The following is a 20,407-nucleotide window of genomic DNA, read 5'->3' on the forward strand; positions in this document are numbered from 1 at the left end:
CCGGCGCCTTCGGCTGCGCTTGTGTTGCGATTGTCGTGTTGCTGATCCACGCTGTACGTTCACACTCCCTGAAGATTACGTATATCGTTGAAGTCTGCAGGAGTAGGCAATCGCCCAAATAACGGCATACTTGCCTCTAGCTTGCTTCTGATACGCAAATTTTAACCAGCGTATATTGTAAGAAAAACGATCGGCATTACGCAACTGTAAATAAATAACTGTCGCGTTTCGCTCCCCGGGCCAAGGTCTAGGTCGCAAACCATTCCCGCGTCCGTTCCGCCCCCTCCCCCCTCCCGGTAAACTGAGGACTAGAGATGAACGCCAGATGCGTTCTTACATCACTAGGGAGGTTGTTTGGGTTGTACAGTTTATTCGTTGGACTCACGCTCGGAGCGCCACTCTTGCTGCTGGCGCTCGGCTGGATCGCCGGGACGAAAGCATCCCGGCTCGTATACAGCGGCTCCGCGCCGCGCATGCGCCGCAAGGCGCGCAAGCTCATAACATGGACGTTCATCCTGACGCTGCCCGTCGCGGCGCAAGCGACGGGGGCCGTCCTGCTTATGCAGCGGTTCGAACCCGTCTATTGGCAGGATCGCGCGTTCATTCTGGCGCCGATGACCGCGCTGCCGCTGTTGGCCGCCTGGTTCGTCGCGGTGCCGAAGCTGCTTCTGCTCCGGCGGGAGCTGTCCCGGCATGAAGCGGAAGCGCCGCTGTCCGGCGAGACGCTCGGACGCGCTTCGCAGCCGGGCATCGTCGCGCCATTCCAAGCGTTGGCCTGGAGCGGGACGGCCGTCTTCTTGCTCTCCATGACGATGGCCGCTCCGTTCGATTGGGTAGACGCGGGGATCCCCGTCGCGGCCGTGCTGCTGGTTTGGTATGGCCTGTGGGCCAAACATCGCCGCCGTTCGCGCAAAATCGCCGTGACGGAGGCGCCCGTCGTATCGCGTCCATGGCGCAGCGCGGCCGCCGGGTTCGGCGTTGCGCTCCTGCTCGCGGCCATCGCCGCGCCGCTGGGCTATCTCGCCCGGGAGACCAGCTTATTGCCGGTCACGGTCGACATGGCTAGCGGTCCGGCCGATTTGGGCGGCGGCACCGCGCTCGCCCATGCCCACGGCACGGAAGCGGCCGCGCCGGGCGCCGTCTCGGTCTCCGACTTGACCGGCCCTCGGGACGGCGAACCGGACCAGCGCTTCACGCTGACCGCCGAGAAGAAGACCGTCCAGCTCAGCTCCGGCAAGTCCGTGGAAGCCTGGACGTTCAACGGCCAGATCCCCGGCCCGCAGCTGCGGATGAAACAAGGCGAGCTAATCGAAGTCACGCTCGTGAACAAAGACATCGAAGGCGGCGCCACGATCCATTGGCACGGCCTCGACGTGCCTAACGCCGAAGACGGCGTCGCCGGCGCTACTCAGAATGCGGTCATGCCGGGCGAGTCGCATACGTATCGTTTTATCGCCGAGCAGACCGGCACGTATTGGTACCACTCGCACCAGCATTCGCGAGAAGCGGTCGCCAAAGGATTGTTCGGCTCCTTGATCGTCGATCCCGCTTCGAGTGCCGAGGTTAGCGAACGAGGATCTGAAACATTCCCGGATACCGGCGTCGTCACGGACGGATCGGATATCGAGCAAGGCACGGAGCAGAATGCGCCTTCCGATGAAGCAGCCGCGACAGAACAGCCGGACGGGAACACGGATGGCGGGACGGGAACAACCACCGTTCCGAACGCCGAACCGACGCTCCCTGCGGAAGGGACGGCGCCAATCGGCACGCCGGACGCCCCGGCAGACGGGTTCGCCGACCACGGCACCGGCTCCGACGCCGATTTCGACTTGGACGAAGAAGGTCTGCTCGACCTCGCTCGCCCGAAGACCGAAGACGGCTCGGCCGGGGCGCAGCCAGGCGGCAAGGCACTGCCTAGCGTTCCGAATCCAAGCGATACGGACGATGCCGGCGTCGCGCAGCCAACCAACCCGCAACCAAGCGCTCCAAAGCAGAAAACGGGGGATACGCAGAATCAACTAGAGGCGGGAACGCCGTCGTTTGATCTGGAGACCGGAGATGGCGCAACGCTCGCTTCCGCCAACGCGCCTTCGTCCGAAGGCGGTTTTGCTTCGGCCCCATATCAGCCATCGTTCGCAGCGGAAGCGGCGGTTACCGATCCGGCAGGCGAGGAAACAACTCCGGCGGATAGCCTCCAGGGCAACGCGGACGACGCAAGCAGCAGCAGCGACGCCGCTCTCATGTCGACAACGACGGAGGAAATCGAAGACGAGCGGGATTTCACCGTCATGACCCATCTATGGGGAAGCACCTTCGCGATCGGCGCGAACGACGGCATACAGCGGTTCGACGTGCCGCCCGGGACGCCCGTCCGCCTGCGGCTCATCAACACCGACGATTGGATTCGCCAGTCGTATATGCTGACCGGCACCGCCTTCCGGGTCGACGCGATCGACGGCGGGAGCGTGAACGAACCAAGCGAGCTGCGCGACGTGAAAGTAACATTGACGACCGGCGCAAGGTACGACCTGACGTTCGACATGCCGGAAGGCCCCGTGTTCCTAAGCATCGGCGGGCGGAAGGACCTCGGGATCTTCCTCAGTCCGGACGGTCAAGGCGAGCTCCCCGCCATCCCGGCGATGGAGGAGTTCGACCCGCTGCATTACGGCCAGCCGGCAACTACGCCCTTCGATGCCGCAAGCGCGTTCGACCGCTCCTTCGACATGATCATCGACAACAAGCTCGGCTTTTACAACGGCGCCTTCGACCAGCTGTACACGATGAACGGCGAGTCGTTCCCGAACACGCCGATGTACATGGTCCGCGAAGGGGAGCTTGTGAAAATCACGATCGTCAACCGATCCTTGGTCGATCATCCGATGCATCTCCACGGCCATCACGCCCTCGTGCTCTCTCGCAACGGCGAAGCGGCGGACGGCAGTCCGTGGTGGACCGACACGCTCGACGTCCTGCCCGGCGAAACGTACGAGATCGCCTTCCGCGCCGACAACCCCGGCTTGTGGATGGATCATTGCCACAACCTGCTGCATGCCAAAGCCGGCATGTCGATGCATCTGATGTACGAAGGCGTTCTAGCCCCGTACACGGTCGGAAGCGCGACGCAGAACCACCCGGAATAGAATACAAACGCCTTTAGGCGGGTCGGACGCTAACGAGTCCGACCCGTTTTTTTGTATTTAAATTCCGCACGCTGCGGAAGCCGGGCAAAAAAGCGCGGAAAGCGGCAACGACGTAAGCTTTGTCCCCAAAGACAAAAGCGCGCCCCACTCGAAAGCATCCGCCTACCACCGCTCCAACGGATCCGCGCGAAAGCGGGAGTCCAGAGGGCAGAGCCCTTTGGGGCCTCCTCGGCGGAGGAGGTGGGAGGAGGGATTAAAGCAGGAGCCCAGAGGGCAGCGGCCCTTTGAACCCCCCTCGGCGGAGGGGTTGGGGGAGCGATAATGTCATGCGGAGCACGCCGCCCGAATACGCTAGCTTTGACGGCAGTTTTTTGCGTAACGGGAAACGAAGCGGCGAACGCCGCATAAGGGGGACAACGAATCATGCAAATCCATGTCGTGCAGCCGGGCCAATCGCTGTTTGGCATCGCGCAAGCGTACGGCACCTCGGTGCAGGAGCTCGCCGAGGCCAACGAAATCAATCCCGCCCTGGCGCTGGTCATCGGCCAGGCGCTGGTCATTCCGATCGTCGGCCGGTACTACTTCGTGCAGCCGGGCGATACGCTGACGACGATCGCGGGACGCTTCGGCACCGACGCCGCCACGCTCGCGCGCGTCAACAACATCGGCGCGGGCAACCAGCTCGTCGTCGGCCTTCGCCTGTATATCCCGCCGCGGCCCAAACCGAACGCGGAGGTCAACGCCTACGTCGAACCGCGCGCGACCGGCGTCACGCCCGAGCTCGAGCAGTCCGTCCGCGATACGGCGCCGAACCTGACGTATCTAGCTCCGTTCAGCTTTCGCATCAACCGGGACGGCACGCTCGCGCAGCCGGAGCTGAACAACTTCCGCGCCATCGCGGATCAGAACGGCGTCACCTTGATGATGGTCGTCACCAATCTGGAGAACGACCAATTCAGCGCGGAGCTGGGCGAAATCATCCTGAACAACGAAGCGCTCCAAAATACGCTGCTGGACAACATCATCGCCACCGCGCGGCGGCTCGGGTTCCGCGACATTCATTTCGACATCGAGCATCTGCGCCCGGCCGACCGCGAAGCGTATAACCGGTTCCTGCGCAAGGCCGCCGACCGTCTGCACGCCCAAGGCTATCTCATCTCGACGGCGCTCGCGCCCAAGACCAGCGCCTCCCAAACCGGCGAATGGTACACGGCCCACGATTACAAAGCGCACGGCGAAATCGTCGATTTCGTCATCATCATGACGTACGAGTGGGGCTATAGCGGCGGCCCCGCAATGCCCGTGTCTCCGATCGGGCCGGTGCGGCGAGTGCTCGAATACGCCCTAACCGAGATGCCCGGCAGCAAAATCATGATGGGCCAAAATCTGTACGGCTACGACTGGACGCTGCCGTTCGTCCAAGGCGGCCAGTACGCGCGCGCCGTCAGCCCGCAGGAAGCGATCAACATCGCCCGCCGCGAGAACGCCCGGATCGAATACGACTATACCGCGCAGGCGCCGACCTTCCGCTATTGGGACGACAACCGCAAAGAGCATATCGTCTGGTTCGAGGATGCCCGTTCCATCCAAGCCAAGTTCGATCTGCTCAAAGAGCTCGGTTTGCGCGGCATCAGCTATTGGAAACTGGGCCTCAGCTTCCCGCAGAACTGGCTGTTAATCCAGGATAATTTCAACGTCGTGAAACGTTAACCCGGTGAAACGTATGCGACTCGGGAGGATCGAATATCGGTCTCCCGGGTCTGCGCCGGCGTGCCCGAATTTATAACCCCGCGGTTTTCCCCAATCGCACCTCCGCTTAAGTTCCATGCGCAGCCTCGAGAATTTCCGCGCTGCAAGCCCAAGACACTTCGACTCGGTACCACGCAATGCCGGCAAAGACCTCGACGCAATAGCGCTCCTCCGCCGGTGCCCTTACCCGTTATTCGCCCCCTTCGCGCTTCGCAGGCCAAAACCCCTTCCAACCAAGCCTACTCGTAAACGGGCAATGCGTCTCCGTACACAGCTAGCCAGTTTCTTTAATTTTTTGTATAAAATGAATCCGCTTTCCATTTGAATTTAGTATGATACAAATAGGCGGTTGTCTTGGGCCGAAACCACTTCCGGAAGGAGGGAAAATAATTTCCCGCGTCAAAGGCTAATGCCATTAAACGCACCCTTTGATCGCAAAAGCTCGTCCGAATATCCCCGTAGAAATCGCGGTTCGTAAGGGAACGCCGCGCCGGCGGCATGAAGAACTCCCCTGAACCGGAAGCTGCGAATGCGAACCGATCTATTCGGCAAGGCGGGATTTCGCGCCCTATTTTCATGCCACCGTACTCGGGCTTGAACCGCTCGCAAGCCTTCGGGATTGTTCGCCAGTCTGTCAATTGACGAAACTCCGTTCAAACACTACAATTTGTAGTGCGAGCAGATGCGGCATAACCCCGCTTTTGGCGAACGGCCCGTCTTCCCTCACATCATCCTTTATACTGGAGGTTATTCCGTTGCAAAAAGCTACAGCCAAGGCCGAACATAAGGCCAACTATAAGGCGATCCGCCAACAAGAGGCATTGAAGAAGAAAAATCGGATGCGTTGGATCATGGGACTAACCGCCGTCGTATTCGTCGGCCTGATCGCGCTTGCCGTCATGTTCAGGCCGAGCAATATCGTCGCTTTCGATTACGAGGCATTGCCGCTGAGCGGCCAAGCCGACGCCCCCGTCAAGATCGTCGAATTCGGCGATTACAAATGCCCGGTCTGCCAGACGTTCAGCCAGACGATCGTGCCGCAGATCGAGAAAGACTTCGTCGATTCCGGCGACGTGGGCCTCTACTTCGCCAACTTCCAATTCATCGGCCCGGATTCCTTTACCGCCGCCTATGCCGCTCAGTCGGTCTACCATCAGAACCCGGACGAGTTCTGGAAGTACTACGATGCGATCTACAAAAACCAAGGCCCCGAGGCCGAGCAATGGGCAACGGCCGATTTCCTCGTCAAACTGGCGCAGGACAACAAAATCGACGTCAATTACGACACGCTCCGCAGCGACATCGAGAACGCCACGTATGCCGACGAGGTCGAAGACCATAACGGACTGGCCCGCTCTTCCAAAGTCACGGGCACGCCTTCGATCTTCATTAACGGCGAGAAGTTCGACAACGTGATGGATTACGGCGCGATCAAATCCGCGATCGAGAAGGCGCTGAGCGAAGCGAAAGCCGCGAAGGACGCCGCATGATCAAGTCGTACGCGCTCTATTTTGCCTGGGTCGTGTCGCTTGTCGCCACCGGCGGCAGCCTGTTTCTCAGCGAAGTGATGGATTTCATGCCCTGCACGCTGTGCTGGTACCAGCGCATCCTGATGTACCCGCTCGTGATCCTGCTCGGGCGGGCCGCGTACCGCAACGACCGCGGAATCATCGGCTACGCGCTCCCCTTCAGCATCCTCGGCGCCGGATTCTCGCTCTACCATTACTTGGAGCAGAAAATCCCCGCGCTGGCCAAAGTGCTCCCGTGCACGCAGGGCATTCCGTGCAATCAGGATTATCTCGACTGGTTCGGCGGCATCGTCACGATCCCGTTCTTGGCGCTCATCGCTTTCATCCTGATTACGATCTTCCTCATCGCGGGAAGAGGCGCACAACAAGAAACGGCAGAAGAAGAGGAAGCGTAAGCTTCGGATAGCCCGGTTACCGTTCGTCCCCCGCGCATGCGTGCACGGGACGGCTGAGCCGGGCTTTTTGCGTTCTTCGGGATGCGGCGGTGGCGTTCATGTGCGGCATGGCGACTTTCTCGCACTCCTTAACGCTCCTCACGTCGCTATCGCCCGCTACCCGATCGCCACCTCGCCCATTAACGCTCCTCAAGTCGCTATCGCCCACCACCCGATCGTTACCTCGCCCATTAACGCTCCTCAAGTCGCTATTGCCCGTTACCCGATGCCACCTCGCCCATTAACGCTCCTCAAGTCGCTATCGCCCGCTTCCCGGCTTTTGCTGCGTCCCCCGAAACTTCTCCCGCCCAGACACAGAAAAACCGATCGCCTCCCGGCAATCGGCCCCCTCAACTTCTTAGCGCTCGGTGGTCGCCAACAGCAACCTTGCCGCCGCAGACGCGAACCCCCGCCATCCCCGTCACTCCGGCACGTTCACCGTGAACGGCACGACGAACGTCTCGCCGCCGCGTTGGAATTGGCCCCAAATTTTGTGCACGCCGCTATGCGGGAACGTCGTCATGAACGTCGCGTCCGGGCCTTTGGCCTTCTCGTCGACCGGATGCACGTGGAGATAGTGTTCGGCGTCCGCGCTCAGGATGACGACGTGCCCCACGGCGCCGAGATACGGCTGCAGGTCGGTAATGGGTTGTTTCGTCGCCGCATCCTTCATTGCGAAATTCAGTTCCACTTCCATGTCCGCCATCAAATGCGGCGCTTCCAGCGCGACTTCCACGCCGTCCACCGTACGCGTCAGCTGCTGGTCCGGCTCGATCTTCGCCGGCGCCGCCGGCGTCCCGTCTACGGTCAACCAGTCGCTCTTCGTCGTGTCCCCGCCGCCGGATGGAATGTAGTCCGCAATCAGCTTATATTCGCCCGCTTCCGGGAATGCCGTCTTGACCTCGAACTGCCCCTTGCCTTTGTAGACCGGATGGATGTGGTTGAAGAAGCTCAAGTCCTTGCTCACGACGATAAGGTGCATCTCTTTCTCATGGTTGATGTCGAACTTCTCGACCGCCTTGCCCGCCGCGTCCGTCACCCGAATCGTCGCGACGGTATCCGCGCCCGGCGCCGGTTTGTCGCTGGAATACGACCAGGTCGCTTCCGTCTGGACCGCCGAACCCGCGGATTCCTCATGACCGCCGCCCGCGGAGCTGCCATGGCCGCTATGACCGCCTGCCTCCGCCGACGCCGCCTCGTCTGCGCCTTGCTCGCCGCTTTCGGCCGCCTCCGCTCCGCCGCCCTCCGCGCCGTCATGAGCTTCATGGCCGTTATCCGCCGCGCTCGTCTCTTCCTGCCCGGTGTCATGACCGCCATGGCCGCTTTCCGTCGCGGCCGCCGGCTTCGCATCACCCTCTTCCTTCTTCGCGCAGCCCGTCGCGGCACCCAATACGAGCGCCGCAGCAAGCGCGGTGACCAACCACTTGCGTACCATGATCCATCTCCTTCTCGATCAAAATTTGACCCGCTGCAGCCGCAGCGCGTTGAGCACGACCGACACCGAACTGAGCGCCATCGCCGCGCCTGCCAGCCATGGAGCGAGGAAGCCGCTGGCGGCGATCGGGATGCCGATGACGTTATAGGCCAGCGCCCAGAACAGATTTTGCTTAATATTTGCCATTGTCTTCCTACTCATCAGTATGGCATCCGCGATGCCGTTTAAATCACCGCGCATCAGCGTCACGTCCGCGGCTTCGATCGCCACGTCCGTCCCGCCGCCGATCGCGATGCCGACGTCCGCCGTCGCCAGCGCCGGGGCATCGTTGATCCCGTCGCCGACCATTGCCACGACCGCGCCGCTCTGCTGCAGCTTCTTCACTTCCGCCGCCTTGCCCTCTGGCAGCACTTCCGCCAGCACGCGGTCCACGCCCGCTTCCATGGCAATGGCGCGAGCCGTCCGCTCGTTGTCGCCGGTGATCATGACGACCTCGATGCCCATCGCCTTCAGGCGGGAGACCGCTTCCCGAGACGTCTCGCGGATCGTATCGGCTACGGCGAGCAGCCCGGCCAGCCGTCCGTCCACCGCGACGAGCATCGCCGTCCGTCCCGCTTCTTCCAATCCGGTCATGTCCGCCAGCAGCGCCGATGCATCGACGCCTTCTTCGGTCATCAACTTGCGAGTGCCGATGAGCAGATCATGTCCTTCAACTTTCGCCCGGACGCCATGACCCGGAATCGCTTCGAAATGCTCGACGGCCGGAAGCGCAATGCCTCTCTCCTTAATGCCCTCCACGATCGCTTCGGCCAGCGGGTGCTCCGAGTTGCGCTCGGCCGCGCCGATCCAGGACAGCAGCTCGCCGGCCTCCCAACGGTTCTCGAGCTTCACGTTCGTCAGTACGGGCTTGCCGTGCGTGATCGTGCCCGTCTTATCGAGAACGACCGTCGTCAGCCGATGCGCGGATTCGAGATGCTCGCCGCCTTTGAACAGAATGCCCAGCTCCGCAGCCCGGCCGGAACCGGCCATGATCGACGTCGGCGTCGCGAGCCCCAAGGCGCATGGGCACGCAATGACGAGCACCGCGATCGCTTTCTCGAGCGCGCCGGATAAATTGCCGGCATCGATGCCGAAGTACCAGAGCAGGAACACGGCGGCCGCGATCGCAACGACGATCGGCACGAAGATGCCGGAGATGGCATCCGCCACGCGCTGGATCGGCGCTTTGGACCCTTGCGCTTCCTCCACGACGCGGATAATTTGGGCCAGCGCCGTCGCTTTGCCGACTTTGGTCGCTTGCACGGTCAGCACGCCGTTCTTGTTCAGCGTCGCGCCGATGACGGAGTCGCCGGCCCGCTTATCGACCGGGATGCTCTCTCCGGTCAGCATCGACTCGTCGACCGCGGACGCGCCTTCGAACACGACGCCGTCGACCGGGATCTTCTCGCCCGGACGAACGAGGCACATATCGCCCGCCAGAACCTGCTCGACCGGGATATCTACTTCTTGACCGTCGCGCAGCACGCGCGCCGTCTTCGCCTGCAAGCCCATCAACTTCTTGATCGCTTCGGAGGAGCGGCCCTTCGCCAGCGACTCGAACAGTTTGCCGAGCAGAATCAGCGTGATCAGCACGGCGCTCGTCTCGTAATACATCTCCACGCCGCCATGATGATGCGGGTTCGACGCCGCTTCGAGCGTCAAATACAAGCTGTAGAAATACGCCGCCGACGTCCCGAGCGCGACGAGTACATCCATGTTCGCGCTGCGGCTGCGGAGCGCCTTGTACGCTCCGGAGTAGAAGCGCGCGCCGACCGCGAACTGCACCGGCGTGGCCAAGGCCAACTGGAACCACGGGTTCATGAACAGCTCCGGCACCCACAGCCACGACGTAAAGGAGAAGTGGCCCGCCATCGCCCAGAGCAGCGGGAGCGACAGCAGCGCGGAGATCGCGAACATGAGCTGCTGCTTGCGGATCGCCGCCTGCCGCGCATCTCCGCTATCTTCCTGCTCGGCCTTCGGCTTGGCGTGATAGCCCAGCTGCTCCACTTTATTCACGACTTGATCGATCGTTAGTCCCGATGGCGCGAAAGCCACGTGAGCCGTCTCCATCGCAAAATTGACCGTCGCCTGCTGCATCCCCGGCAGTTTATTCAAACCTTTCTCGATCCGGTTCGCGCACGCCGCGCACGTCATTCCCTCGATTGCCAAGGTCATTTGCTCGACATCCGGATTCAACTGCTCGCCGCCAGCGTGCGGCATCGCTCTTTCGCCCATCGGGATCACCTTCCGTATCTATAGTAACGAACCATACCCCTGTAGGGTATAAATTCGGGCTAAATGTAGGAGCCGCCTCTTCCGAGGCCAGCTCCCTATGCCAAAGCCGGTTACACCACGTCGTAACCTTGATCCTCAATCGCTTCCTTGATCGCGCTAAGCGACACTTTCGACGCGTCGAATTCGACGGTGACGGATTTGCCGGCCAGATCGACCTTCGCTTCCGCGTTGCCCAGCTTCTTCACGGCGCCCTCGACCGAGTTTACGCAATGTCCGCAGGACATGCCTTCCACTTTCAACGTTTCTCGCTGCATCGTACAGCCCTCCGCTTCTTATTTCATCAATTTCTTCACGGTAATGAGCAGCTCGTCGATAACATCGTCGTCGCCCGCTTGAATCCGCTCGATGACGCAGCTCTTCATGTGACCTTCCAGCAGCAGCTTGCCGACGCTGTTGAGCGCCGATTGAATCGCCGCGATCTGGTTCAGCACGTCGTCGCAGTAGGCATCCCGGTCGATCAAGCCTTTCACCCCGCGAATTTGCCCTTCGATCCGGTTCAGACGCGAGATCAAATTCGACTTCGTTTTGTCCGAATGATGGCTCTTGCGCTCGCCGCCGGAGCCGTGATCGCACGCCTCGTGCACGCACTCCGCAGTGACTTCGTTGTTATCTTCCATGTTCATAGCATGCTCACCTCGTGAATCAAATATACAATACCCCCCAAGGGTATGTCAACGGGCGAAATGAACTTTTTCAAGCCTATTTCCATATACGCTGTCCGTTCCCCGCCCCGGTTATGTATATGGATTCGTTCAGTCGGTTATTCGCCTCGCAAGCGCCGTGCTTTCGTGCCTTATCAGTTGAACAGCCGCAGGAGAACTAGCAGCTTGATCGCAACGACTACCTGCTATCTCGGTCTATAGAGGATTGGCAGGCGTGGAAAAAGACAGGTTTCCGGTACACCCCCGGGGTATTCATGAACATCCCGCATTGGGTAGCTGGTTCTTTCCACGAGAGCTTCGGCATCAATGCGAGAGAAGTAACCCACGATCGCGCGATGAGGGAGAACGCTCAACTATGCGCAGCTAGGTCATTTAGCCGCAAGAAAAACACTACGCCAATATCCCGCTCAACCGACTTATTAGACAGTAGCTCGATCCCCTCGTAAAATAACTATTGACAAATTTAAATATGTATGTTATAATAAAATATTTTGTTTACAAGATGAAGTTTTGCCGGTATCCTTATAGTCTGAGAACACCCATTCCGACTATTGGAGGCGATTATATGCATCATTCCAATCCAGTCACCATGCTTACCCTCACTGCTCACTTGCTCGGCGAAGAGCGCACGATCCATCCCGTGCTGCTTCGGGACGGCGATTCCGCCGCGCTTGTCGACGCCGGTTATCCCGGCCAGCTCCCGCTATTGGAGCAAGCGCTCCGAGACTCCGGCGTATCGCTCCAACAGTTAACCGCGGTCATCGTCACGCACCAAGATATCGATCATATCGGCGGTTTACCAGGGCTGCTGCAGGCCGCGCCGAATCCGCTCGAGGTGCTGGCCCATCCGTTCGAACAACCGTTCATCGAAGGCCGTCAGACGCTGCTCAAGTTTAGCGGCGATGCATTGAAAGACATCGACAGCTGGCCTGAAGAAATGAGTGCCCCGTTCAAACGGCTGCTCGCCAATCCGCCGCGCGCCGATGTCACCGGGCTTCTGCTTGGCGGCGAGACGCTTCCCTACGGAGGGGGCGTCACCGTGATTCCAACGCCGGGTCACACGCCAGGTCACATTAGCTTGTATCATCCCGTCAGTAAAACACTAATCGCCGTCGATGCCCTGATCATCGAAGACGGAGAGCTGCAAATCTCCCCGCCGTCGCTGACGTGGGATATGCAAGCCGCCATCCAGTCCGTCCGCGAGCTGTGCCGCTACGACATCGAGACCGTCATTTGCTACCACGGAGGCTTATACGCCGGCAATGCCAGCGAGCGCCTGAGAGAACTGGCCATGCTGCCCGCACAATAGAAGCTCCGGAGTGCGCGTTCCATCCAACCTTATACAAATCTAAAGGGAACGAAACGCCTTCGCCTCCTGCCCGTATGCTACAATAAGCAATGCACACCACTCATGGGTCAACCAAGGAGGAACGGGTAGATGTTTGGAAAAGTAGCTGCCGATATGCTCGGCCTAAGCGATGTAGGCGCGGTCATTCGCCCCGAGAACTACGACAAGGTGGATGCGGACGATTACGTCTTCCACGAAGACAACGAGAAAATTTTCTTCCTGATCAAGTCCAAAGCCGACGAATACTGCTTCACGAACCTGGCTCTTATTCATCTGAACGGCACAAGCGCCATGAGCAAGAAACGGACGCTGGAGCGACATCCGTACGCCACGCACCGCATCTCCAACGTCACGCTGGAGACGGCCGGCACGGTCGACCTCGACGTCGAGATCAAATTCACGATCGGCAGCACGACGCTCTCGATCGACGTCCATAAGAAACATATCGAAGAAGTGAAAGACCTGTACAAGGCGCTGCTCCGCATCGCCGAGATTACGCATGAGAACGAAATCGCGCTCGACTTCGCCCGCCAAAGCCTGGACATGGCCGCCTCGACGGTCAGCAACATCCAGAAAGCCGACATCAACGTCGCCGAGCAGTTCAATGCGATCAACCAATCCGCGTTCGACTGGCTGTCCGCGGCGCAGAAGCAATATAAGGTGAAGGATTATACTCACGTGTTCGAGCGGTACATTAACCGTTAATAGGGCCAAACGATTGTCGCCGAGCTGTCGGCGAGAGCGTTTTTGACAAGGAAGACCGTGTTCCTCCCGCGAGGACACGGTCTTTTGCGCTCCCTACTTCCATACCGTCACGATGAGCACGCCCGCCATCGACGCGGCGAAAGCGGCGATAAAAAAGTAGCCGAACAGGCGGACGGGGCCCGGCATCGCCTGCCAATCGACCGGGCGCGGCGGTCCGCCGCCCTCGATCCGCTGGCTGTCCCTCAGTTGCTCCAACGCATGCGCTTCATCCAGCAGGTTTTGTCCGACTTGTTCCGACGGCTGCGTCGGATGCATGAGGAAAAGTTCCATCCCTTCCATTCGCCTCCTCGAACCCGTTCTGCAGGAACGGCGTACATGCCTTATTTTACCATTCCCTTCTATAGGTTAAACGACTTTCGTCTATGAATGGTTGCAACCTTGCACGCCTGAATAACCGTTGACGGGGTATCCTATCCTGAGAAGGAGGTGATGCGCATGACGGAATCGCACCGTCTGTTCGTCGCGGTCTCGATACCCAAGCCGATCAAATCGGGCATCGCCGATTGGTGCTCGCCGATCGCGCGCGAGCTGCCTTTTCGCAAATGGACGCATCCGGAGGACCTGCATATAACGCTGCAGTTTCTTGGCAACACGGAGACTGACCGCTTGGACCAGGTATCGCGAAAGCTCGCCGCCGTCGTGGCCTTGCACGAAGGTCCCGCGCTCTCGCTGACGATCGAGTCGCTCGGCACCTTCGGCCGACCGACAACGCCAGCCATTCTATGGGCGGGTATCGGCGGGGAAGGCGCCGTTCCGCTGCACGGCATTCAGCGCCGCGTGGCAGACGCCATGAAGAGCATCGGATTCGCGCCCGACAACCGGCCTTTCCACCCGCATCTGACCGTGGCTCGCGAATATCGAGGCGAAACGCCCTTGCAGGCAGAGGCGCTTGAACGCTTCGGATCTCCCGCCGACCCGCGCGGTCGGCCGTTCGTTTGGGAGGCCGCGGATATCATGCTCTACCGCAGTCATCTGAACCGCAAGCCGATGTATGAGCCATTAGCCCGCTTCCCGCTCGGACAGGCCCGTGGCGGATAGTCCTAGCCTCTCGTATTCGATCTAGCTCCCCTCGTTGGGTCGCAAGCTTCGGGAAGCATGTACGGCAAGCCTACAGCATGAACACAAAGGCCGATTCCCACACCTGCGACGCGGAATCGGCCTTCTTCTTTACTTCTTTTCGCCTTACTTCGGATTCACTTTCACGGCCGCCTGCTTGCCGCTTACTTGGATGCCGCTCTCGCGCGTGCCGAACGCGGCCAGCTCCTTGGTCAGCCGCTCCAGCAGTTCGCGCGCCTGCTGTCCTTCCTTGCTGCCGGATAGCTTCACGACGAACTGCACGGCATCGCCGGACCCGAGGAGTTTCTCGGCCTGCCGCTTCTTCGTGTCGTAATCATGCTCCTCGATATGAGGCGTCAGGCGCAGCTCCTTCACCTTCGCGCCTTGCTCCTGCCGGCGCCCCGCCTGCTTGTCCTTCTGCGCTTGCGCCTTGGCCGCGCCCGCTCCGACCAGCTTGCACGGCGGAGGGCTGCTCATCAGCGACGTGCACACCAAGTCGACCTTCAGCTTCTTCGCCAGCGCAAGCGCCTCCTCGCGGGAGACCACGCCGAGATCTTCGCCGTCTACGCCGGTGAGATGTACCTCCGACGCTTTGATTTTCTCGTTCATAATAAGCATATTGCTTGTCCTCCAGCTGTTTTGTTCTTATTATGAACGATAGCCTCCTCCCCGTCGAGGACCCGTCGAGGTCGAGGGTGCACGGGCCAACGCTGAATTACGCCATAGAACGGAGTTTTCCTTTCCCGCTAGTAAACGTTCATTCGCTACACTATGGGTTACTCCTCATAATCATAAAACGCTGCCTGTCCTCCCACCGTTTCCCCTTATTACGAACAATCTCGCCTTCCGCTGTCGAGACGGACGATCCGCACATCGGCAACGGGGCGCCCATATGATATAATAGACGGAAAGAAGGCGCCCGGACGGGCTGCCTCGCCTTGTACATGTCCCTTGTTAATTATGAAGGAAGCGGAGTGAATCGGATGGCCAATACGTATACCTACAGCCGCCGGGAAGAGGTCGCCAACGCCATCACCCATGGCATCGGCGCGCTTCTGAGCGTCGCGGCGCTCGTGCTGCTCATCGTCTACGCCAGCCTGCACGGCACGGCCTGGCATGTCGTCAGCTTTACCATTTTCGGCTCCACCATGCTGCTGCTCTACACGGCCTCCACCCTCGTGCACAGTTTCCCGGAGGGACGGCTGAAAGACTTCTTCGAAATCATGGACCACTCGTCCATTTACTTGTTCATCGCCGGGACGTACACCCCGATCCTGTTCGGCATTCTGCGCGGCCCGCTCGGCTGGACGCTGTTCGGACTCGTCTGGGGCATCGCGCTCGTCGGCGTCGTGTTCAAATCGTTCTTCACCAAACGATTCCTCTTCACGTCCACGCTCTTCTACATTCTGATGGGCTGGCTGATCGTGTTCGCCTGGGGGCCGCTCACCGAAAGCCTGCCGGCCGGAGGACTGAACCTGCTCATAGCGGGCGGCATTTGCTATACTGTCGGTACCGTCTTCTACGTCTGGCGCGGCTTCCCATACCACCACGCGGTATGGCATCTATTCGTGCTGGCCGGCTCCATACTGCACTTCTTCTCGGTGCTGCTGTATATGCTGCCGCCGTCCTAGACCGCCGTCAGTTAACCAGCGCCGGTTCGCCGCTAATCCCGTTTCGCCGCTTCTACCGCGGCGCGCGGGATTTTTTTGCGCCCCGCCCAATAAAATCGACCACCCTCTCGCATCCCCATGCATCCGCAAATGAAACCAACTATCGGTATTTTACGTCATTTTACCTACCAACATATCCTATCAAGCGCAAGAAATCGCAGCGGAATCCTCGAATAATCCCAAACTCTCTCTCCATAATGGTATGTTTTCTCACTCATTATTGACGCGAATTCGAATTTGGATTATTATGACATCAACAACGGCAAACTGAATATGTCTTTTTCGTATAACCTTAATAATCGGATTAAGGGTCTCTACTTAGAAACCGTAAATTTCTAGCTACGAAAAAATATGCTCGCCAGCGTATTTTTTCGTGGCTTTTTTCGTGCCCGCCGGCCGGGAGCCGCTCATTAAAGGAGGAACCGCCCATGTCCAAATTGCTGATCAAAAACGCGCAGATCGTCACGATGAACAACGCGGAAGAGATTATCCACGGCGATATTCTCATCGAGCGCGACCGCATCGCCGCCATCGGTCCCGACCTCGACCCGGGCCCCGTCGACCGCGTCATCGATGCGACGAATCGCACCGTCATTCCCGGCTTCGTCCAGACCCACATTCACCTGTGCCAAACGCTGTTCCGCGGCAAAGGGGACGATCTCGAGCTGATGGACTGGCTGCGCAAACGGATATGGCCGCTCGAGGCGTCGCACGACGAGGAATCGCTCTATTACTCGGCGATGCTCGGCATCGGCGAGCTCATCGCCAGCGGCACGACGACGATCGTCGACATGGAGACCGTCCGCCATACCGACTCGGCGTTCCAGGCGATCGCGAAGAGCGGGATCCGCGCCCTATCGGGCAAAGTGATGATGGACCGCAAGAGCAGCGACATCCCCGCCGCCTTGCAGGAGGAGACGGCCGACTCGATTCAGGAGAGCGTCGATCTGCTGGAAAAGTGGCACGGACACGACAACGGCCGCATCCAATACGCGTTCTCGCCGCGCTTCGTCATCTCCTGTACGAAGCAGCTGCTGACGGAAGTGCGCGATCTGTCCGCTTCTTATAATGTGAAGGTGCATACCCACGCTTCGGAGAACCGGGGCGAGATCGAGATCGTGCAGGCGGAGACCGGCATGCGCAACGTTGTCTATCTGGATCATATCGGGCTTGCGAACGAACGGCTTATCCTCGCCCATGCGATCTGGCTCGATGCCGAGGAGAAGCGCATCCTTCGGGAACGCGGCGTGCACGTCAGCCACTGCCCCGGCTCCAATCTGAAGCTCGCTTCCGGCATCGCGGAGACGCCGGAATTGCTGCATACGAACGTCTCCGTCAGCTTGGGCGCGGACGGCGCGCCGTGCAACAACAACCTGGATATGTTTAACGAAATGCGCCTGGCCGCCCTTATTCAGAAGCCGGTTCACGGCCCGACGTCGATGGATGCGCGCACCGTCTTCCGGATGGCGACGATTGGCGGCGCCCGGGCGGTCGGCCTCGCGGATCAGATCGGCAGTCTCGAGGTCGGCAAGAAGGCGGATCTCGCCATTTTGAATCTGTACAACTTCCACACGTTCCCTTCGTTCGACGTCGATCCGATCTCGCGCATCGTGTATTCCGCGACCCGCGCCGACGTCGAGACGACGATCATCGATGGCAAGATCCTCATGCATCAAGGCATTATGGTCACCCTCGACAAAGACATCGTCCTGCGCGAGTCGGACCGCGCGATCAAGCGTCTGCTTAGCCGCACGTCGATCGCCTGACGAATTTCGCCTGCCGCAAGGTATAGCGGTAACCGAATACGCTCGTCGGGGCAACAAAAAGCCGCTGCCGGATATCCTCCGGACAGCGGCTTTCGCCTATGGTGCATGGATGACGGCCATAATCGCCGCCCCTGTGATCTAGAATTTAAATTCGCCGATGATCGCCTTCAGCTCGCCGGAGAGATCCTGCAAGCGATCGGCCAGCTCGACCAGGTTATTGCTGACGCCGAGCTGTTCGCCGCCAAGCGACGCCACTTCCTCCGAAGAAGCCGACGACTGCTGGGCGACGGCGCTGACGCCGCTCATCGTCTCGGACAGCTGACGCTGCGTATGCTCCAGCTCCTGGACCGAGGACGTCACTTCCGTCAGTTTCGCGGAGAGACCGCTCATGCGCGCCTGCACGCTGCCGAAGATCACGTCCGCCTCCTGCACGGATACCGCTTGCTGACGGAACATCGGGTACACCTCGGAGAGCGAAGCCACCGTTTCGCCGACCTCTTGCTGAATTTGCTTGGCCATCTTGCTGACCGTCTGGATCGACGTCTTGGACTGCTCGGCCAGCTTGCGGATCTCGCCCGCCACGACCATGAAGCCGCGACCGGCCTCGCCGGCGCGGGACGCTTCGATCGTCGCATTGAGCGAGAGGACGTTCGTCTGCTTCGTAATATCGTTCAGCAGCACCGAAATCTGGTCGACCGCCTTCGCGCTGTCCCCGAGCTTGCCGACCTTCTCCACGAGCGAACGCGTCATCTCCTCGGTCTTGTCCGTCTGCACGATCAGCACCTTCATCGCGTCGGTGCCGCGCGCGCTGGCCGCCCGCACTTCCTCGGCGGACGCGCCCATCTCGTCGTTGGCATGGATCGTCCGCACGACGCGTTCGTTGATCGCATCGGTCAACGACTGCCCGCGCTCCGCCTCAATTGCAAGCGTGGACGCCCCTCCGGCGATCTCTTCGGTCGCCGTGGAGATTTCTTTGGCCGCCTGGGCGGTTCGCTTGGACGACTCGGCCAACTCCTGCGCGGTCTTCAGCACGTGCGCCGCCGATTCGTTCGTGCGCGTCACCAGCTTCGTGATATTGTCCATCATCACGTTAAAGCTGACTCCGAGACGCCCGATCTCATCCTTGCCTTTAATATCGGAGCGTACCGTCAGATTGCCTTGCTCGCCTTCGTTCATCAGCATGCTGAGCTGCACGAGCGGCCGGGCGACCTTGTGCACGATGAACAAGCCGATGCCGATGGCCAATACCGCGGCGAGCACCGCCATAATCGCGACGAAGTTGAAGATCTTGTCCGCTTGCGCGACCAGTTCCTCGGCGCTGAAGCTGCCGACGACCGTCCACCCTTCCACCGACGACAGGCTTTGGTAGAGCACGATCATCTCCTCGCCCTGCACCTTGTCCTGGAAGGAACCCGCCGCCTCTTTCTCCTTCGGCATCTCGATATCGGCGCGCTTGCCGACTTCCGCCAGATCGGTCGAGGTAATGACCATCATATCTTCGCGCACGATGCGCTTCAGCCCGCCGGTCTCGCCGAGCTTCACGTCCAGCTGCTTGGCCAGCGCTTCCGCCTTCATCTCCAGCTGAATGACATACATATCGGACCCCGTCGCCGGATTCTTGATCAGACGCGTCATCGTGACGACCGGCACCTCGCCGTTCTTCGAGGCGCTCCACGCCATTTTATCCTTGTTCTTGAGCGCGGACATGAACCAGTTCTCGCCCGCGACGTACTTCACGTTATTGGCCGTGTCCCCCATATGCAGGAATTGATTGCCCTGCAGCGTGTAGAGCGATACGCCCAGCACATCCCCATCCGAGAGCAGACGTTCCTGCAGACGCTGCTTCAGCACAAGGCCGGCGGCCATCCGCTGCGCGTCCCCTTTCGCCGCGATCATGCCCTGCGCCTGCTGGATGATGTCCGACTCCATCAGAATGGACGAGACGAGCGATTCATAGCGCATCAGCGTCGCGTCGACCTTGTCGCCGGTCAGCATAATGCTCTGCTGACTCGCGGAAGATACGTTGTCCTCCAGCATGTTCTTCGCGATCGAGTACGAGAACGACCCGACGATGAGCACGAAGGCGACGATCGCGACGAAAATCGTCGTAAACAGCTTAAAGCCGACCGAGTGCAAAAACTTGAGCCCGCCTTTGAATTCCACGTCCTTGATCTTCTGGCCCACGTTCGCTTCTTTCCACTTGCGGACCGCCGCGCGCATGAGCGGGCGCGCCTTCGCCGAGACTTTGTTCCCCCATGACTTCAGTACCTTCAACTGCTTCCCTGCGTTAAGCCGCTCCTTCAACCGCAATTGCGCCACCCCATCCTTTATTCATCATCATGCCAGGCTACAAGCAGTGTCTTTCCCGTTACTCCGATGTCATAAAACTTAACATTGCAAAATGTCATGTCGATACAAGTAGAATGTCAACCTATGACTATGTATGTCGAATTAGGTAGTTTCGACTATTATTCTATCATGAAACCAACCTTTAAATAAGCATATAGGAATTTAAT

16 protein-coding genes and 1 riboswitch are annotated in these 20,407 nt (G+C 59.8%); of the genes, 9 read left to right on the forward strand and 7 right to left on the reverse strand.

Annotated elements, in window-relative coordinates; genetic code table 11:
• Positions 1-359: 359 nt before the first annotated feature.
• From BCM02_RS36170 to BCM02_RS27435, 4 genes are all read left to right on the forward strand, one after another.
• Positions 360-3,143, forward strand: coding sequence for a multicopper oxidase family protein (locus tag BCM02_RS36170; protein WP_246183581.1), 2,784 nt, complete (start codon positions 360-362; stop codon positions 3,141-3,143).
• Positions 3,144-3,566: 423 nt separating this feature from the next.
• Entirely contained in the window at positions 3,567-4,853 is a 1,287-nt protein-coding gene (locus BCM02_RS27425) for a glycoside hydrolase family 18 protein (protein ID WP_148932317.1), read from the forward strand.
• Positions 4,854-5,647: 794 nt separating this feature from the next.
• Complete coding sequence (locus tag BCM02_RS27430; RefSeq protein ID WP_148932318.1) at positions 5,648-6,382, forward strand: DsbA family protein; 735 nt, start codon at positions 5,648-5,650, stop codon at positions 6,380-6,382.
• Positions 6,379-6,816, forward strand: a complete 438-nt coding sequence (locus BCM02_RS27435) for a disulfide oxidoreductase (protein WP_148932319.1) — start codon at positions 6,379-6,381, stop codon at positions 6,814-6,816. The genes BCM02_RS27430 and BCM02_RS27435 overlap by 4 nt, the downstream gene beginning before the upstream one ends.
• A gap of 460 nt (positions 6,817-7,276) precedes the next feature.
• Here the strand turns inward: BCM02_RS27435 and BCM02_RS27440 are convergent, their stop codons facing one another.
• The 4 genes from BCM02_RS27440 to BCM02_RS27455 form a co-directional block, all read right to left on the reverse strand.
• Positions 7,277-8,290 (reverse strand): hypothetical protein, encoded by a 1,014-nt coding sequence (locus tag BCM02_RS27440; RefSeq protein ID WP_148932320.1) that lies wholly within the window; start codon positions 8,288-8,290, stop codon positions 7,277-7,279.
• Positions 8,291-8,308: 18 nt separating this feature from the next.
• Positions 8,309-10,564 carry a heavy metal translocating P-type ATPase gene (locus tag BCM02_RS27445; RefSeq protein ID WP_148932321.1) on the reverse strand — a complete coding sequence of 752 codons (2,256 nt, stop codon included), beginning with the start codon at positions 10,562-10,564 and terminating at the stop codon, positions 8,309-8,311.
• A 110-nt stretch (positions 10,565-10,674) separates the two neighbouring features.
• Entirely contained in the window at positions 10,675-10,878 is a 204-nt protein-coding gene (gene copZ / locus BCM02_RS27450) for a copper chaperone CopZ (protein WP_148932322.1), read from the reverse strand.
• Positions 10,879-10,896: 18 nt separating this feature from the next.
• Positions 10,897-11,241: a metal-sensitive transcriptional regulator gene (locus tag BCM02_RS27455; RefSeq protein WP_425466208.1), complete on the reverse strand. Its 345-nt coding sequence runs from the start codon at positions 11,239-11,241 to the stop codon at positions 10,897-10,899.
• Positions 11,242-11,851: 610 nt separating this feature from the next.
• On the opposite strand from BCM02_RS27455, the gene BCM02_RS27460 reads away from it, so the two are divergent.
• Together BCM02_RS27460 and BCM02_RS27465 are read left to right on the forward strand one after the other, a co-directional pair.
• Positions 11,852-12,595: an MBL fold metallo-hydrolase gene (locus BCM02_RS27460; RefSeq protein WP_246183582.1), complete on the forward strand. Its 744-nt coding sequence runs from the start codon at positions 11,852-11,854 to the stop codon at positions 12,593-12,595.
• A 129-nt stretch (positions 12,596-12,724) separates the two neighbouring features.
• Complete coding sequence (locus BCM02_RS27465; RefSeq protein WP_148932324.1) at positions 12,725-13,339, forward strand: PH domain-containing protein; 615 nt, start codon at positions 12,725-12,727, stop codon at positions 13,337-13,339.
• A 93-nt stretch (positions 13,340-13,432) separates the two neighbouring features.
• On the opposite strand, the gene BCM02_RS27470 is transcribed toward BCM02_RS27465, so the two are convergent.
• The gene (locus tag BCM02_RS27470; protein ID WP_246183583.1) at positions 13,433-13,669 is read right to left on the reverse strand and encodes a hypothetical protein; all 237 of its coding nucleotides are present in this window, start codon (positions 13,667-13,669) and stop codon (positions 13,433-13,435) included.
• A 165-nt stretch (positions 13,670-13,834) separates the two neighbouring features.
• Between BCM02_RS27470 and thpR the strand changes: the two genes are divergently transcribed.
• Entirely contained in the window at positions 13,835-14,437 is a 603-nt protein-coding gene (thpR, locus tag BCM02_RS27475) for an RNA 2',3'-cyclic phosphodiesterase (RefSeq protein WP_187434433.1), read from the forward strand.
• Positions 14,438-14,581: 144 nt separating this feature from the next.
• Here thpR and infC read toward each other — a convergent pair whose 3' ends face one another.
• The gene (gene infC / locus BCM02_RS27480) at positions 14,582-15,073 is read right to left on the reverse strand and encodes a translation initiation factor IF-3 (protein ID WP_148932327.1); all 492 of its coding nucleotides are present in this window, start codon (positions 15,071-15,073) and stop codon (positions 14,582-14,584) included.
• A gap of 365 nt (positions 15,074-15,438) precedes the next feature.
• On the opposite strand from infC, the gene trhA reads away from it, so the two are divergent.
• Both trhA and BCM02_RS27490 read left to right on the forward strand, forming a co-directional pair.
• On the forward strand, positions 15,439-16,086 hold the full coding sequence (trhA, locus tag BCM02_RS27485) for a PAQR family membrane homeostasis protein TrhA (protein WP_148932328.1): 648 nt from the start codon (positions 15,439-15,441) through the stop codon (positions 16,084-16,086).
• A 301-nt stretch (positions 16,087-16,387) separates the two neighbouring features.
• Positions 16,388-16,487, forward strand: a riboswitch (purine riboswitch).
• A 66-nt stretch (positions 16,488-16,553) separates the two neighbouring features.
• Complete coding sequence (locus BCM02_RS27490) at positions 16,554-17,891, forward strand: 5'-deoxyadenosine deaminase (protein ID WP_148932329.1); 1,338 nt, start codon at positions 16,554-16,556, stop codon at positions 17,889-17,891.
• A 138-nt stretch (positions 17,892-18,029) separates the two neighbouring features.
• Here the strand turns inward: BCM02_RS27490 and BCM02_RS27495 are convergent, their stop codons facing one another.
• Positions 18,030-20,210 (reverse strand): methyl-accepting chemotaxis protein, encoded by a 2,181-nt coding sequence (locus BCM02_RS27495; protein WP_187434434.1) that lies wholly within the window; start codon positions 20,208-20,210, stop codon positions 18,030-18,032.
• Positions 20,211-20,407 lie beyond the last annotated feature (197 nt).

This window comes from Paenibacillus methanolicus, from assembly GCF_008124765.1.
GTDB classification, from domain to species: Bacteria; Bacillota; Bacilli; order Paenibacillales; family Paenibacillaceae; genus Paenibacillus_Z; species Paenibacillus_Z methanolicus.